The sequence below is a fragment of the Synechococcus sp. L2F genome (genome assembly GCF_024345695.1).
In the GTDB taxonomy this organism is placed as follows: Bacteria; Cyanobacteriota; Cyanobacteriia; order PCC-6307; family Cyanobiaceae; genus MW101C3.
Genome location: NZ_JAGQBP010000005.1, coordinates 128252 through 142534, shown reverse-complemented (window position 1 = coordinate 142534; position 14283 = coordinate 128252). Strand labels below are relative to the sequence as shown.

The 14283-nt window shown below is 67.6% G+C and carries 15 protein-coding genes; 9 read left to right on the top strand and 6 right to left on the bottom strand.

What is annotated here, in order from left to right; all coding sequences use genetic code 11:
• The first annotated feature begins 2 nt into the window (after window positions 1–2).
• Window positions 3–1703 (top strand): FAD-binding domain-containing protein, encoded by a 1701-nt coding sequence (locus KBZ19_RS13140; RefSeq protein WP_255101244.1) that lies wholly within the window; start codon window positions 3–5, stop codon window positions 1701–1703.
• Here the strand turns inward: KBZ19_RS13140 and pgeF are convergent.
• Genes pgeF through KBZ19_RS13125 form a run of 3 tightly spaced genes read right to left on the bottom strand, consistent with a single transcriptional unit; the run spans window position 1682 to window position 4699 of the window.
• Window positions 1682–2509, bottom strand: a complete 828-nt coding sequence (gene pgeF, locus KBZ19_RS13135) for a peptidoglycan editing factor PgeF (RefSeq protein WP_255101243.1) — start codon at window positions 2507–2509, stop codon at window positions 1682–1684. The two genes, KBZ19_RS13140 and pgeF, sit on opposite strands and share 22 nt — an antisense overlap.
• A 10-nt stretch (window positions 2510–2519) precedes the next feature.
• Window positions 2520–3407, bottom strand: coding sequence for a Tab2 family RNA-binding protein (locus KBZ19_RS13130; RefSeq protein ID WP_094513170.1), 888 nt, complete (start codon window positions 3405–3407; stop codon window positions 2520–2522).
• Complete coding sequence (locus tag KBZ19_RS13125; protein ID WP_255101242.1) at window positions 3404–4699, bottom strand: S1 RNA-binding domain-containing protein; 1296 nt, start codon at window positions 4697–4699, stop codon at window positions 3404–3406. Before KBZ19_RS13125 ends, KBZ19_RS13130 begins: the two co-directional genes overlap by 4 nt.
• A 61-nt stretch (window positions 4700–4760) precedes the next feature.
• On the opposite strand from KBZ19_RS13125, the gene KBZ19_RS13120 reads away from it, so the two are divergent.
• The 6 genes from KBZ19_RS13120 (at window position 4761) to folE (ending at window position 10094) form a co-directional block, all read left to right on the top strand.
• Entirely contained in the window at window positions 4761–5558 is a 798-nt protein-coding gene (locus tag KBZ19_RS13120; RefSeq protein ID WP_094513176.1) for a creatininase family protein, read from the top strand.
• 62 nt (window positions 5559–5620) lie between these two features.
• On the top strand, window positions 5621–6379 hold the full coding sequence (locus tag KBZ19_RS13115; RefSeq protein WP_094513179.1) for an aldehyde oxygenase (deformylating): 759 nt from the start codon (window positions 5621–5623) through the stop codon (window positions 6377–6379).
• Window positions 6380–6529: 150 nt separating this feature from the next.
• Window positions 6530–7582, top strand: coding sequence for a long-chain acyl-[acyl-carrier-protein] reductase (locus tag KBZ19_RS13110; RefSeq protein WP_255101241.1), 1053 nt, complete (start codon window positions 6530–6532; stop codon window positions 7580–7582).
• Between the two features lie 36 nt (window positions 7583–7618).
• Complete coding sequence (locus KBZ19_RS13105) at window positions 7619–8608, top strand: acetyl-CoA carboxylase carboxyltransferase subunit alpha (protein ID WP_255101240.1); 990 nt, start codon at window positions 7619–7621, stop codon at window positions 8606–8608.
• 24 nt (window positions 8609–8632) lie between these two features.
• On the top strand, window positions 8633–9343 hold the full coding sequence (locus KBZ19_RS13100) for an SDR family oxidoreductase (RefSeq protein ID WP_255101239.1): 711 nt from the start codon (window positions 8633–8635) through the stop codon (window positions 9341–9343).
• 7 nt (window positions 9344–9350) lie between these two features.
• Window positions 9351–10094, top strand: a complete 744-nt coding sequence (folE, locus tag KBZ19_RS13095; protein WP_094513189.1) for a GTP cyclohydrolase I — start codon at window positions 9351–9353, stop codon at window positions 10092–10094.
• Between the two features lie 7 nt (window positions 10095–10101).
• Here folE and KBZ19_RS13090 read toward each other — a convergent pair whose 3' ends face one another.
• Entirely contained in the window at window positions 10102–10611 is a 510-nt protein-coding gene (locus KBZ19_RS13090) for a hypothetical protein (protein ID WP_255101238.1), read from the bottom strand.
• Between the two features lie 58 nt (window positions 10612–10669).
• Window positions 10670–11335: a phosphoribosylanthranilate isomerase gene (locus KBZ19_RS13085; protein ID WP_255101237.1), complete on the bottom strand. Its 666-nt coding sequence runs from the start codon at window positions 11333–11335 to the stop codon at window positions 10670–10672.
• An 81-nt stretch (window positions 11336–11416) separates the two neighbouring features.
• On the opposite strand from KBZ19_RS13085, the gene KBZ19_RS13080 reads away from it, so the two are divergent.
• Window positions 11417–12661 carry a site-2 protease family protein gene (locus KBZ19_RS13080; RefSeq protein WP_094513196.1) on the top strand — a complete coding sequence of 415 codons (1245 nt, stop codon included), beginning with the start codon at window positions 11417–11419 and terminating at the stop codon, window positions 12659–12661.
• On the opposite strand, the gene KBZ19_RS13075 is transcribed toward KBZ19_RS13080, so the two are convergent.
• On the bottom strand, window positions 12607–13404 hold the full coding sequence (locus tag KBZ19_RS13075; RefSeq protein ID WP_255101236.1) for a lipoyl protein ligase domain-containing protein: 798 nt from the start codon (window positions 13402–13404) through the stop codon (window positions 12607–12609). The two genes, KBZ19_RS13080 and KBZ19_RS13075, sit on opposite strands and share 55 nt — an antisense overlap.
• Window positions 13405–13511: 107 nt before the next feature.
• Here KBZ19_RS13075 and KBZ19_RS13070 point away from each other — a divergent pair, with 107 nt between their 5' ends.
• Window positions 13512–14282 (top strand): sulfite exporter TauE/SafE family protein, encoded by a 771-nt coding sequence (locus KBZ19_RS13070; RefSeq protein ID WP_255101316.1) that lies wholly within the window; start codon window positions 13512–13514, stop codon window positions 14280–14282.
• Window position 14283 lies beyond the last annotated feature (1 nt).

The window sequence follows — 14283 nt, the reverse complement described above, 5'->3', positions numbered from 1 at the left end:
GTTTGACCCGCACGATCATCTGGTTCCGCCGTGATCTGCGTTGCAGCGATCACCAGCCGCTGCTGGAGGCCAGCCGCCTCGGCACGGTGCTGCCGTTGTTCGTTCTGGACCGTCAGCTCCTGTTTCATCCGGAAACCGGTGTGGCCCGCGTTGCTTTCCTGCTGGCCACGCTGCAGGCCTTCGACCAAGACCTGCGGCGACGGGGCGGCCGCTTGCTGGTGCGTTTCGGTGATCCGGCCGCTGAGCTGCTGCGGCTGGTTCGGGAGGGCGGCGCCACTGGCGTGATGGCCCACACCGACAGCGAGCGGATCGTGGGGCGTGTGCGTGACGCCCGGGTCAATCGCCTGCTGGCCGCCGCCGCTGTGCCGATCCGCTGGGTCGAGCCGGTGGGAGCAGTGGACGCCTTGGTTCCCTATCCCCGCTATCGCCAGCTCTGGCAGCAGGCAGTGGCCCGCACGCCCCTACCGGCGCCCAGGCAGTTGATGGTGCCGGCTCCAGCCGATCCCGACCGGCCTACCGATCCCGCCGATCCGCTCGCGGATCTGCCGGTACCCAGCCTTGAAGCGCTGGGGCTGCAGCCCGATGGCAAACCGCTGCCGCCGGCCGGCAGCGCGGCGGCCCAGTCCCTGCTCCGCACCTTCCTCGAAGGTCCGGCGGCTCAGACCTACTACTGGGAGCTGAGCGTGCCCTCGGCCAGGGTCACCAGCGGCCTCAGTCCCCATCTCAAGTTCGGCGTGCTGAGCCCGCGCCAGGTGGTGGCCCGGCTGGCCCCCCTGGTCGCTCACCCTGACGATCGCCGGCAGCGCAGTGCCCGGCAGCTGATCAGCCGCCTGCGCTGGGGCACATCGATGGCCCAACGCTTCCGCTATCTGCCTCAGCTGGAGCTGCGCTCCCTCTGGCGCTGCTTCGATCAGGAACCCTGGCCGTTCAACGAGGAGCTTTATGCCGCCTGGAAAGAGGGGCGCACCGGTTTTCCCATGGTTGACGCCGCTGCCCGCTGCCTGCGCGGTTCAGGCGGCTGGCAGGAGCTGAACTTCCGCAGCCGGGCGATCTATGCCAGCTTCCTGGCCAATCTCTGCGGCATCGACTGGCGCTTCGGGGCCCTGCACTTCATGCGCCACCTGATCGATGGCGATTGCCCGATCGATCACTACCAGTGGGCGATGCAGGCCGGTGTCACCCAGCGGGAGGCGCAGGCCTGGACCCGCATCTACCACCCGGGGGCGGTGGCGGTGCAGCGCTGCGATCCCCAGGGGCTGTTCATCCGCCGCTGGCTGCCCGAGCTGGCCGAGCTCACCAATGACCAGCTGGCCTGTCCGCCGCCGATGGCGGCTTACCCTGCCCCGATCCTGAGCTACGAGCAGGCCCGTCGCGAGCGGATCCGCCAGCTGGCGGCACGGCGCGAGGCGGCGGATCCGGCCTTGAACCCCGCCCGACAGATGGCGGCGATGCCGGGCCAGCCGGTGCCCTTCGGGGCCGATCGCCTCCCTGCGGCGGTGGTGGCCTGGGCCCAGCAGGAGCGGGCCGAGCTGTTCCCGCCACCGCTGGAGCTCGCCGCACTCGACCCACCAGCGCAGGTTGCGCTCGAGAGCTGGTTTCGCCCTGGGGTGCGCCCGGGCCCCACGCGCCCGGCGGCTGCGTCGCGCCACCGGCGGGGCTCGAGCGGCCGGGTCAATCCCGATCAGCTGGAGCTGTGGCCGTAGCCCTGGGACACGATGCCGCTCCACTGCACCGCCTTCACCTGGTCCCGGCGCCAGGAGTGAAACAGCAGCGGCTCCGAGCTGGTGCAGAGCGGGCAGACACTGATCTGCTCGTCATGCAGTCCGGCCGCACGCAACTGGGCAGCGGTGGCGCGGCGGATGTCGAGGCGGTCGTGATCGGGGTGGGCATCGGCCTGGCGGGCACCGGCTTGCGCCAGCTGCTCAAGGGCTGTCTCGCTGGGCAAGGGAGCAGGAGAGACCGCTGCGGCCACCTGCAGGGAGACGGAGCGGTGCACCTGGTAAGCCGGGCCGCTGATGGCCGGGCCCAGGGCCACCCGCAGGTCGTGGCGCCGGCTGCCGCCGGCTTCAAGCCGCTCGATCGCCGCCGGCACGATCCGCCCCGCCACCCCCCGCCAGCCGGCGTGGCAGGCTGCCACCTGACCGCTGCCCAGATCGGCGATCAGCACGGGCGTGCAATCGGCGCCGCACACCCACAGGCTCTGGCCGCCCGCATCGCTCACCAGCCCATCAGCCTCGGGCCAGGGCTCGGCGATGGCCGCCGCGGCAGGCACCACCGCTGCGCCGTGAATCTGACGGGTGCGGTGAACGCTGACCCCGGCGCTGATGAAGCCGGCCAACTCGTCGGGCCCCCGGCCACTCCACTGGCGGCTGAAGAAGCCGTGCTCGAAGCCGGAGAGCAGATCGGCCTGCAGGTAATAGCCCCCGTAGGTGCCCACCCACGTCCAGCCGGCGAGGGCATTGAAGCCCAGGTCTGTGCGATCAAAGGGGGGCGTGGTGGCTTCGGCCATGGAGTGGCGCTCAGCCGGCAGGGAGATCGCGCAGCAGCCAGAAGCCTTCGAACCGCTCTGAGCGCTCGTCGCTCTGGATGGCGAGGAACTGCAACCCACCGGCCTCGTCCCGGGCGGCCACGAAGGCCTGTTGGGCGGCTTCCGCCTCGGCGGGGTCCAGGCGACCCAGCAGCCAGCTGTTCTCCAGCCCCGCCTCCAGCACCAGTGCGCCCGCATCGAGACGCAGGCGCACGGGCTCAAGCCCGGCCACCCAGCCGGCGATCGCCAGGGAGCGTCGGGCACTGAACACCCGGATGCCAGGTACGGATGCCGTGTCGCTGAGCTGGGCGGGCAGGGGCACCAGCCCATCGAAGCCCACGTCCCAGCCGGCGGCTTCGCGCAGGTCGGCCACGCTGAGGGTGGCCCAGCTCCAGCTGTCGCCGCGCACCGCTTCCGGCAGCAGCATGGCCGGCGCCTGGGGCGGCAGCGGGGCAGGCGCCAGCGGACCTGCCATGAAGCCCTCCTCCATGGCATACACCTGCTGCTCCCGCTCCTGCAGCCACTCGATCAGCGCGTAGCAACGCCGGCTCGGCACGGTTTCAAGGCCGATGGCGTCGGCGGCACGCTGCACCATGGTGCGCATCGAGGCGCGCCAGCACCGCAACCGGCGCGGCGCTGCCAGGCCCTCGGCGGCGGCGGCGGTGAGGGCCTCGGCCAGCGCCTCCTGCAGCCAGATCGAATTCACGCTGGTGGCCGGACAGACCTTGACCCACCGGAACGCCGACCGGGAGTTCCCAAAGGCCGGGGTGCTGCAGATCAGCAACTCCCAGCGCTTCTTGCCATCGGCCTCGAGCACGGGCCTGGAGTAGTAGTCGAGTTCCCAGTCGGCGCTGGGTGCTGCGGTGGCAGGACCGCTCATTCCGGCGCCTGCTCCTGCTGCCGCAGGGTGAGGCGGGCCCGGTTGGCTCGATCGCCTGCTTCCAGCAGCACCTGTTCCTTGTTGATCAGCAGTTCACCCGGCTGGTTTTCCAGCAGGGCGGTGTTGAGGGCTATGCGGCCGCGGCCGGGGTCCACGGAGGTGACGATTGCCTGGACCCGATCGCCCTGATCGAACACCTCGCGCAGTTCGCGCAGGGTGCCGCCGGTGATGCACGACTGGTGCAGCAGGCCGCTCACCCCGCCGAGATCCACGAACAGGCCATAGGGCTTGACCGCCACCACCTGACCCTCCACCAGCTGGCCCACTTCGATTTCGGAGAAGCGGGCCGCTGTGGAGGCGCGCTTCTCGGAGAGCACCAGCTTGCGGTTGTCGGGACTCACCTCCAGGAAGGCGGCGCCGAGGGTCTTGCCCACCAGCTGCTCGTGGTTTTCGCCGTCCTGGAGCTGGGAGCGGGGGATGAAGGCACGCAGGCCCTCGAGGTCGCAGGTGACACCGCCGCGGTTGAAGCCGGTCACCTTGACCTGCACGACCTTGCCCTCCTTCTCCATCTGGCGCACCTTTTCCCAGCTCTGGCGCAGAGCGAGGGCGCGGGCGCTGATCGTGACCATGCCATCGGCGTTCTGCTCGCGGGTGACGAGCACCTCCACCGCCAGACCTTTGGGGAAGCGTTCCTTGATGTTGGTGATCACACCGAGGCCGCATTCGCTCTTGGGCATGAAGCCCGGCGCCTTACCGCCGATGTCCACATACACCCCATCGCTTTCGACGCCGATCACAACCCCGGGCACCACCTCGCCGGAAACGCCCACCGGCTCGTTTTCGTCAAGCGCGGCAAGGAAGGCTTCTTCGTCGAAATCGAAATCGTCCACCTGACGGGCCGGCGCCGCCGGCTGGCCGGGCGCCGCTGCTGCCGCAGGCGCTGTTTTGCGTGCCGCTTTGCGGCCGGTTTCCGGGGCGGGCCCCAGCAGATCGGCCATCGTCAGTCCTTCGAGGCTGGCGGTCTCGAAGCGGTCGTCGTCGGAGATGGCGGCGGCTTCCGGGGCCTGGGGCGCCGGCCGCACGGCCATGGGAGCAGCCACCGGTGTGGGCGGATCAGCGGCGATCGGGGCACTGGTGTCGACCACCGGCTCGTCGTCCTTGCGGCTGATGTGCAACACCTGCGGGGGCTTGCGCACCGGAGCTCCTGCGGGTTGCCGCGGCGCCGTCGGGGGCACGGGACGCCGGCTTCCTTCCCGGGGCTGTCGCGGCTGCTGGTTGCCGGAGCCGGCCATGGTCCAAGGGAGCAGACAGTTGCCCACTGTAAGGATCAGGGCCGAACACAAGGGTTGGGTCATGGAGCGAGCGCTGGAACGGCTCAGCTGGCCTCAGGTGCGTGCGGCGGCGAGTCGCCCGGGAAGCACCGTGCTCTGGCCCTTCGGCGCCGTCGAGCAGCACGGTCCTCACCTGCCGCTCGGCACCGATGCTCTCTTCGCCGATCGGGTGGCCGATGCCGTGCTTGCCCGCCTGGCGGACGATCTGCCGATCTGGCGGCTGCCGGTGTCCTGGTTCGGCTTCTCACCTGAACACGCTGCCTTCCCCGGCACCTGCAGCCTGCCGGCTGAGCTGCTGATCGCCCAGGTGATGACGATCGGTGCCCAGCTGGCGGCCGCCGGCTTTCAGCGCCTTGTGCTCTTCAACGCCCACGGCGGCCAGATCGCCCTGCTGCAGGTGGCTGCCCGCCAGCTGCGCGCCGCCCATCCGGCACTGGCGGTGCTGCCCTGTTTTCTCTGGAGCGGTCCGGAAGGGATCGGCGCCCTGCTGCCTGAACCCGAACGCAGCGATGGTCTGCACGCCGGCCTGGCCGAAACCAGCCTCATGCTGCACCTGCAGCCGCAGTGGGTGGGGCCCGAGCGCCCCTGCGACGGTCAGTTGCAGCCCCCACCCCCCAGCGGCTGGAGCCTGGAGGGCGCCGTGCCGTACGCCTGGCTCACGGCGGATGTGTCGGCCACGGGGGTGGTGGGCGATGCACGTGGCGCCAGCGCCGCCCTTGGCGAGCAACTGTTCGAGCGGCTGGTGGCGGGCTGGTGTCAGCGGCTGGAATCCCTGCTGGCCAGCCCGTGGCCACCGCGTGGGCGCTTACGCAGCGATTGAACGGCGGCAGACCAGAGATGGCCGGCGGTGGTTACAGTCGAAGCCTTCACGATTTGTCCTCGATGCCTGCGCTCGACACTCCGGCGGCCAGCCTTGACGTTCAGACGTCATCCCTTGGAGCCGGCGAGGAGGCCGGGGCCGATCTTGCCGGACTGCCGGACTTCACCACCGACCTCTACAAAGACGCCTACAGCCGCATCAACGCGATTGTGATCGAGGGTGAGCAGGAAGCCCACGACAACTACATCTCCCTTGGCACCCTGCTTCCCGATGAGGCGGAGGAACTGGCCCGCCTGGCGCGGATGGAGCTGAAGCACATGAAGGGCTTCCAGGCCTGTGCCCGCAATCTGAGCGTCACGGCAGACATGCCCTTCGCCAAGAGCTTCTTCCTGCCGCTGCACGGCAACTTCCAGGCGGCCCTGGCTGAAGGCAAGGTGGTGACCTGTCTGCTGATTCAGGCCCTGCTGATTGAGGCCTTCGCTATCTCGGCCTATCACATTTACATTCCGGTCGCTGATCCTTTCGCCCGCAAGATCACTGAGGGTGTGGTGCGTGATGAATACACCCACCTGAACTACGGCCAGGAGTGGCTGAAAGCCAACCTTGAAGCCTCCCGCGCTGAGCTTGAGCAAGCCAACCGCGACAATCTCCCTCTCGTGCGCCGCATGCTCGAAGAGGTTGCTGGTGACGCAGCCGTGCTCGGCATGGAGAAAGAAAGCCTGATCGAAGATTTCCTGATCGCCTACCAGGAAGCGCTCACCGAGATCGGCTTCTCCACCCGCGAGATCGCCCGCATGGCCGCTGCCGCCCTGATCGGCTGATTCAAGGAGGGGGTCTGGTGGCTGGATCGGGGTTCGGCCCTCCGTCTGTACATGGACCCTGCAGCTGCCTCGGTTCGCAACCGCCGATGTAGCGTGCGCAACCCTGTGGCCCCCGCCACCTTCCCCTCAGCCTGAGGGTACGCATCTCCCATGTTCGGTCTGATCGGTCACTCCAGCAGCTTCGAAGAGGCGCGTCGCAAGGCCGGAGCTCTCGGCTACGACGAGTTCGCCGCCGGCGATCTGGACGTGTGGTGCAGCGCGCCGCCTCAGCTGCTGGAAACGGTCTGTGTCACCAGCCTCACGGGCAAAACCATCCAAGGGGTCTACATCGACTCCTGCTTCGTGCCGGAGATGCTGAGCCGCTTCAAGACGGCCACGCGCAAAGTTCAGAACGCCATGGAGCTCGCCCAGAAGAGCGGCATTGCGATCACGGCGCTGGGCGGCTTCACCTCGATCATCTTCGAGAACTTTGATCTCTCCAAGTTTCAGCAGATTCGCTCCACCACCCTGGAGTGGGAGCGTTTCACCACTGGAAACACCCACACCGCCTGGGTGATCTGCCGCCAGGTTGAAACCAACGCTCCGCATCTCGGCATTGATCTCTCCACCGCCAAGGTGGCGGTGGTGGGCGCCACCGGCGACATCGGCAGTGGGGTGTGCCGCTGGCTGAGCCAGCGCACCGGCGTGGGTGAGCTCCTGCTGGTGGCCCGGCAGCGTCAACGCCTGCTGGATCTGCAGAGCGAGCTCGGAGGCGGCCGCATTCTTCCGCTTGAAGACGCCCTGGCAGAGGCGAATGTGGTGGTCTGGGTTGCCAGCCTGCCCCAGACGCTCACGATCGATCGTGAGCGTCTGCAGCACCCCTGTCTAATGATCGATGGCGGCTACCCAAAGAACCTCGACACCAAGGCGGCCGGTGATGGTGTGCACGTGCTAAAAGGTGGCGTGGTGGAGTTCTTCAACGACATCGACTGGCAGATGATGGAAGTTGCCGAAATGGAGAATCCCAAGCGCCAGATGTTTGCCTGTTTCGCAGAGGCGATGCTGCTGGAATTCGAAGGCTGGCATACCAACTTCAGCTGGGGCCGCAACAACATCAGCGTCGAGTCGATGGAACAGATTGGCAACGCGTCCCTCCGCCATGGCTTCCAACCGCTCGGCCTCGAGCCGGTGGTCCCGCAGCCACTGGCCGCCGCCGTCGCCTGACCCTTTCGGCTCGCTACTCCCGCCTCCCCCTACCCCATGGCCCGACGCCCCCTGCTTGATTTCGAGAAGCCGCTCGTGGAGCTCGAGGAGCAGATCGAGCAGATCCGGCAGCTGGCAAAGGATTCCGAAGTGGATGTCAGCCAGCAACTTCTTCAGTTGGAAACCCTTGCCGCCCGACGCCGCGAGGACATCTTCAGCGCCCTCACTCCGGCGCAGAAGATCCAGGTGGCCCGCCACCCGCAGCGTCCCAGCACCCTGGATTACATCCAGGTGATCACCGATGAGTGGCTGGAGCTGCATGGCGATCGCCGAGGCTCCGACGACCAGGCTCTGGTGGGTGGAGTCGGCCGCATCGGTGATCAGCCCGTGGTGCTGATCGGCCATCAGAAGGGCCGCGACACCAAGGAGAACGTGGCCCGCAACTTCGGGATGGCTTCCCCTGGCGGCTATCGCAAGGCGATGCGGCTGATGGAGCACGCCGATCGTTTCCGGCTGCCGATCCTCGCCTTCATCGACACTCCGGGCGCCTATGCAGGGGTTCTGGCCGAGGAGCTCGGCCAGGGGGAAGCGATCGCCGTCAATCTGCGCGAGATGTTCCGGCTGCGGGTGCCGGTGATCGCCACCGTGATCGGTGAAGGTGGCTCCGGTGGTGCGTTGGGCATCGGCGTGGCCGATCGGCTGCTGATGTTCGAGCACAGCGTCTATACCGTGGCTAGCCCTGAGGCCTGCGCGTCCATCCTCTGGCGTGATGCGGCCAAAGCCCCTGTCGCTGCCACCGCCTTGAAGATCACGGCAGCGGATCTGCTGCAACTCGGGTTGATCGATGTTGTGCTCAATGAGCCCTCAGGCGGCAATCACTGGGGGCCGATGCAGGCGGCGGACACACTCCGGAGCGCCTTGATCGAGCAGTTGGCCGTACTGGGCCAGCTCAGCGAGGCGGAGCTTCTGCAGCAGCGCTACGACAAGTTCCGTCGCATGGGCCGGGTGCTCGGTGCCGGTACCACGGATTCCACCGTGGGTTCTTAGGGTTTCAGCAGGAGCGGTTTCGGTTTGCCGTCGGTTTTGATCACGGGTGCCTCCAGGGGCATCGGAGCTGCTGCAGCTCGCTCCTTTGCCGGCGCTGGCTGGGATCTGCTGCTGATGGCACGCACGCTCCAGGATCTGGAAGCCGTGGCTGAACCCTTCCGGCAAAGGGGAAGGCAGGTGGGGATTGCCACCGTGGATTTTGCTGATCCCAGCGCCATCGCGCCGGCCGTCGCCGCACTGCTGGCAAGCCATGCGGCGCCGAACGTGTTGATCAACAACGCTGGCGCGGCTTACACCGGCGAGCTTGCCGCCATGACACTGGAGCACTGGCAATGGTTGTGGCAGTTGAATCTCACCAGCGTCTTCCAGGTCTGCCAGTCGGTGCTTCCCGCCATGCGTCAGATCGGTGGAGGACAGATCATCAACGTGAGCAGCCACGCAGCCCGCCGCGCCTTCCCCGAGTGGGGCGCTTATTGCGCCACCAAGGCAGCGCTTGAATCGTTCAGCCGCTGCCTCGCCGAAGAGGAACGTAGCCATGGCATCCGGGTGAGCACGCTCACCCTCGGTGCCGTGGATACCCCCCTGTGGGGGACGGAAACCGTCCACGCTTCCTTCGATCGGCGTGCCATGCTTTCAGCAGATCAGGCCGCTGAAGCTCTGCTGTTTCTGGCCCAGCAGCCTCCGTCTCAACTGGTGGAGGATCTCACCCTGATGCCCGCAACCGGTGTTCTTTGAGTCTTCCATGACCTCCACATTTTCCTCCACCCCGCTGGATCGTGCCCTTACGCCTGAAGTGGGTCCGGCACCTGTCAGCTTGCGCATTCGTGAGCGCCTGCAGCAGGCCGGGGTCTCCTTCTTCGCTAATGACAACCTGGCCGATCATCTCCAAGAGGGGGAGCTTGAGCAGCTCGAGATCGAGGTGGCAGGAAAAGTGCGCGAGATGTTGCGCAGTCTGGTGATCGATATCGATAACGACCACAACACCGAGGAAACGGCAGAGCGTGTCGCTCGCATGTACCTACACGAGGTGTTCAAAGGCCGCTATCACAAGCAGCCCAAGATTGCCAGCTTCCCCAACGTCAAAAAGCTCGACGAGATCTACACCGTCGGTCCGATCTCGGTGCGTTCGGCTTGCTCCCATCACCTGGTTCCGATTCTTGGCAGTTGCTGGATCGGCATCAAGCCAGGCGATCGGGTGATCGGCCTCTCCAAATTCGCTCGTGTGGCCGATTGGGTGTTCTCCCGTCCCCACATCCAGGAGGAGGCCGTCATGATCCTGGCCGATGAGATTGAGCGTCTCTGCCAGCCCCAGGGTCTGGCGATCCTGGTTAAGGCACAGCACTACTGCATGAAGTGGCGCGGCGTCAAGGAGCCCCAGACCAGCATGGTGAACTCCGTGGTGCGCGGCGATTTTCGCCACGATCCCAGCTTGAAGCAGGAATTCTTTGAGCTGGTGAAGCAGCAGGAGTCAATGCTCACCAGCTGAGCTCAGATCATTGGCCCAAGGGGCCGAGTGGGGGCGACGCTTCGCGCTTCACCTGCCCGTTTTCCGTGGTTACAGCTACCACCATCAGCAAGCTGCCGGCATCAGCCGGCTTGATGGTGTAAGCGCCTCCCTGCGCTCCGGGAATCAGGATCCAGGTGCTCTCCCCCGGCCGCTTCACGTACCAGTGGAACTCCGGGGTGCTGAGGGTGGCCAGGGTGGTGGCAATCAGCTGAGCAGTCAGCACGGAGCCAATGGCGGTTTCCCCCTGCAGCAGTAACTGGCTGAGTCCTGTGATCTGCTGATCCACAACCCCTTCCATGGCCGTGTCGGCGCTGATCTGACCCTGCATGATCCGGATCTGCTGCTCAGGTGTTGTGGTCAGCCCAGGCACGCACTGCAGGTCGGCGCCCACCAACCGGCAGCCAGCGATCATGCCCTGTGCCACGGCCGCCTGACTCCCGGTCAGGGCCGTCAGCAGCAGCAGCGGGGCCAGTGAAAACGATGGAATGGGTCTCAAGGGGAAGGGGGGATGGCTACCCCGTGATGCTCGCCCGCTTTGGGGCCAACCGCCAGCATCAGCTCCCGCCTGCTGCGTTTCCGCTTCCCTTCACGGCCTCCACCAGAGCTGCCACCCGGGCCAGGTCCTTGTCCCCCGGTGCGAGTTCCACCCCACTGGACGCATCAAGACCGTCGGGCTGAAGCTGCTCCAGCACCTCACCCACGTTGCCCGGACTCAGGCCCCCCGCCAACCACCAGGGGCAGCCGGGGGCAAACCCTTCCAGCCAGGCCACCGGCAGGCGGCGGCCGCTGCCGCCCAGTTGATCCGGCACCCAGGCATCGAGCAGCAGGGCGGCCACCACCTCGCGGTAGTCCTCGGCCCGCTGCAGATCCTCCGGGCTGCGAATCCGCAGCGCCTTCCACACCTGGCACCCCAGCGTTTCGCTGAGCATCCGGCAGCGCTCGGGTGTCTCGTTGCCGTGCAGCTGCAGCAACTGATGCCCACCGATGAGGGGATCCAGCTGCTCCTGGATCGCGTCCTCGGGTTCGGCCACCACCAGCACCCCCAGGCAGGCGGGATTGGCCTGGCGTGCGGCGCTGAACACCGCAGCGCGCTGCTGGGGCTCCAGCCACCGTGGTGACCCTGGCACCGCGATCACGCCGATCGCCTCCACCCCCAACGCCGCCACGGCGTATGCCTGGTCCGGGCTGCGAAGTCCGCAGATCTTGAGAAGTGGGGTCATCGCAGCCTGCCCATCCGCCAGGTTTCTAGGATCGGGCTTCGACGGCCTTGGGTCAGCCCTGGGGCACTACTGGATAACGGCGTGGGCGAGGGTTGGATGTTGTTCAAGATCCGCGGCATCCCGCTGCGGATCCATCCCAGCTGGTTCATCGTGCTGGGTCTGGCTACGGCAGGCTTCCAACAACAGTATTCCGTCTCCCTGGTGGGGCGCGCCTCCCCAGTGGCGTTGTGGCTGCTGGCCTCTGCAACGGCCGTGCTGCTGTTCGTATCGGTGCTGCTCCACGAGCTGGGGCATTCGCTGGTGGCGATCGCTCACGGCGTCAAGGTGCGCAGCATCACACTCTTCCTGCTCGGTGGGGTGGCCACCGTGGAGCGGGAATGCAGCACCGCGATCGGTGCGCTTCAGGTGGCGGCTGCCGGACCGTTCGTGAGTCTGATCCTGGCGGGGCTGCTGCTGGCGGGGGCCCATCCGGCTGCCCATCTGTCGCCCCTGCTGGGCGAGATGGTCACCCAGCTCGGGGTGCTCAACCTGATCCTGGCGCTGTTCAATCTGCTGCCTGGGCTGCCGCTGGACGGCGGCCTGATCGTCAAGGCGCTGGTGTGGCAGTTCACCGGCAGCCAGCGGCGCGGCATTCAGGTGGCGGCGGCGATCGGCCGCTTCCTCTCCCTGATGGCGGTGGGCATGGGCACCCTGCTGGTGCTGCGAGGGGGAGGTTTCGGGGCGTTCTGGTTGATTGTGCTGGGCTGGTTTGGTCTTGGTGCCTCCCGCAATCAGCTGCAGTTGCTCTCGTTGCAGCAGGCCCTGCGCGATCTCAAGGTGAGTGAAGCCGCCCGGCGTCGTTTTCGGGTGCTCGAGTCCAGCTGCTCGTTGCGGGAGCTCAGCCAGTTGCGCCGCAAGGAGGAAACAATCCAACCGGCCGATTGGGTGCTGATCTGTGAGCAGGGCCGTTGGCAGGGCGTGATCAACGACGACCCCCTCCAGTCGTTGCCTGTTCAGCGCTGGGATCAGGAACGGGTGGGCGACCACCAGCAGCCCCTCTCCACGCTCCCCTCGATCCGGGAGGACGCTCCCCTCTGGCAGGCCGCCGTCCAACTGGATGAGCCCGGCGTCGATCGCTTGCTGGTGCTGGGGGTCTCCGGCCTGCCCACTGGCACGATCGAGCGGCCTGAGCTTTCTGAAGTCGTGCTCAAGCGTCTGGGGGTACGCCTGCCTCCGGCGCTGCTTGAGGCGGCCCGTCGTCAGGGCACTTACCCGCTCGGTATGGCCATCGCTCAGGTGGCCCGCGGCATGGCGTTGGAATCGGCCGGCGGTGACGTGCCGCGCTGAGGCCCATCCCTCACCACCACGGCCGCCTCCGCCCCCTTCGCTTCAGCCGCCTTCCGACCGCTGCCGTCGCTGCGCACGGCGAAGTTGCCGCGGCGCTGCTCCACCTCGTCCCATTCCCTGCCGCTGAGCGGCCGGCTGCTCCAGCTGCCGCCCAGATCCTGCTGGGCGGCTTGCCGCAGGCCCTCGATCAGCGCCTCACCCTCCACCGGCAGTGGGGCCAGCGCGGCCGGGGGCTCCTGCCCGAACACCTCCTGCCAGCGGGTGCTTGAGGGCCGCAGCAGCAGCGTGCCGTGCTGCAGCAGGTGCCCACGCCGCCAGAGCTGGGCGCTGCCCACCCGCTTGGCCCCAGTCGCCTCCACCAGGTCGGCCGCCGTGCTCGTGGCGAAACAGCTGCTGCGCTGACGGCTGGCGGCCTGCTGCCCAGGGTGAAGGGGATGGCCCCAGCCCGCCAGTGCCTGCCGCAACCACTGGACGGCGCGGCAGTAGGTCTGGGCGCGGCTTCCGCTGGCCGCTGGCCAGTGCAGCGCGTAGGTGAGGCAGCCGTCATGCAGCACGGCTCTCCCGCCGCTGGGGCGGCGCACCATGGACAGGCGGCCGGCATCCACCAGCGCCTGCCAGTGGGGTTCCAGCCGGTGCTGGTGGTGCCCCAAGGACAAGGTCGGCCGGTCCCAGTGGTACAGACGCAGCACCCCCTGGCCAGAACCCTGCACCAGGCCGTCGAGCAGCAGATCATCGATAGCCATCTGGCGATCACCGCTGCTGGTCAGGGGCGGGATCCAGCGCCAATCCGTGGGCAGGGTGGGCGTCAGGGAAGATGCAGGGGTCAGTGGCTGGGCGTCAGGGCGTCACCATGCTGATCGACCTGCTGCCACTTCTGCCCCTGCTGCTGATGGGGGTGGTGGCCGGATTGCTGTCGGGCCTGCTCGGCATCGGTGGTGGGCTGGTATTCGCTCCGATGCTGCTGCTGAACGGTCTGCCGCCGCATGAGGCCCTGGCCACCAGCACCGTGGCGATCGTGCCCACCACCTTGGGTGGGACCTGGTCGCATCTGCGGCAGGGCCACCTCGCCGTGCGGCCCTGCCTGGCGATCGGCGTGGCGGCGGCCGTCAGCGGCGTCGCGTTCAGCCGCCTGGGCGGGCTGCTGCAGGGCTGGCACCTGCTGGCCCTGCAGGCGCTGATGTACGCCGTGCTGGCCCTCACGATCGAACCCCGTCGGGGGGCCTCAGCCGGCGCAGAGGAGCCACCCGTTCCCCTGCCAGGGCTGGTGACGGTGGGAGGGCTGGCTGGCTTTGCCGGGGGCCTGCTCGGTGTGGGCGGCGGGCTGATGATGGTGCCGCTGATGGTGAAGGGCCTGAGGATGCCGTTGCATGCGGCCATCCGGCTCAGCACCCTGGCGGTGCTCTGCTCCGCCTCGGCCGCCTCGGTGGAGTTGCTCTCCGGTGGGCGTGCCGATGCGGTGATGGCCCTGTTGCTTGGGGGCTCAGCCGCCATGGCCGCCCGCTGGTCGGCGGCGCGGCTGGACACGGTGAGCGAGGCCCGCCTGGTGCTGATGCTGCGCACGATCACGGTGGCGCTGGCACTGGACAGCGGACGGCGCGGCTTGCAGTTGCTGCTCGCCTGAG

Coding starts and splice junctions, on each gene's coding strand:
- pgeF (WP_255101243.1), bottom strand. CDS start 2,509: ATGGCCGAAGCCACCACGCCCCCCTTTGATCGCACAGACCTGGGCTTC.
- KBZ19_RS13130 (WP_094513170.1), bottom strand. CDS start 3,407: ATGAGCGGTCCTGCCACCGCAGCACCCAGCGCCGACTGGGAACTCGAC.
- KBZ19_RS13125 (WP_255101242.1), bottom strand. CDS start 4,699: ATGGCCGGCTCCGGCAACCAGCAGCCGCGACAGCCCCGGGAAGGAAGC.
- KBZ19_RS13120 (WP_094513176.1), top strand. CDS start 4,761: ATGGAGCGAGCGCTGGAACGGCTCAGCTGGCCTCAGGTGCGTGCGGCG.
- KBZ19_RS13115 (WP_094513179.1), top strand. CDS start 5,621: ATGCCTGCGCTCGACACTCCGGCGGCCAGCCTTGACGTTCAGACGTCA.
- KBZ19_RS13110 (WP_255101241.1), top strand. CDS start 6,530: ATGTTCGGTCTGATCGGTCACTCCAGCAGCTTCGAAGAGGCGCGTCGC.
- KBZ19_RS13105 (WP_255101240.1), top strand. CDS start 7,619: ATGGCCCGACGCCCCCTGCTTGATTTCGAGAAGCCGCTCGTGGAGCTC.
- folE (WP_094513189.1), top strand. CDS start 9,351: ATGACCTCCACATTTTCCTCCACCCCGCTGGATCGTGCCCTTACGCCT.
- KBZ19_RS13085 (WP_255101237.1), bottom strand. CDS start 11,335: ATGACCCCACTTCTCAAGATCTGCGGACTTCGCAGCCCGGACCAGGCA.
- KBZ19_RS13075 (WP_255101236.1), bottom strand. CDS start 13,404: ATGGCTATCGATGATCTGCTGCTCGACGGCCTGGTGCAGGGTTCTGGC.
- KBZ19_RS13070 (WP_255101316.1), top strand. CDS start 13,512: ATGCTGATCGACCTGCTGCCACTTCTGCCCCTGCTGCTGATGGGGGTG.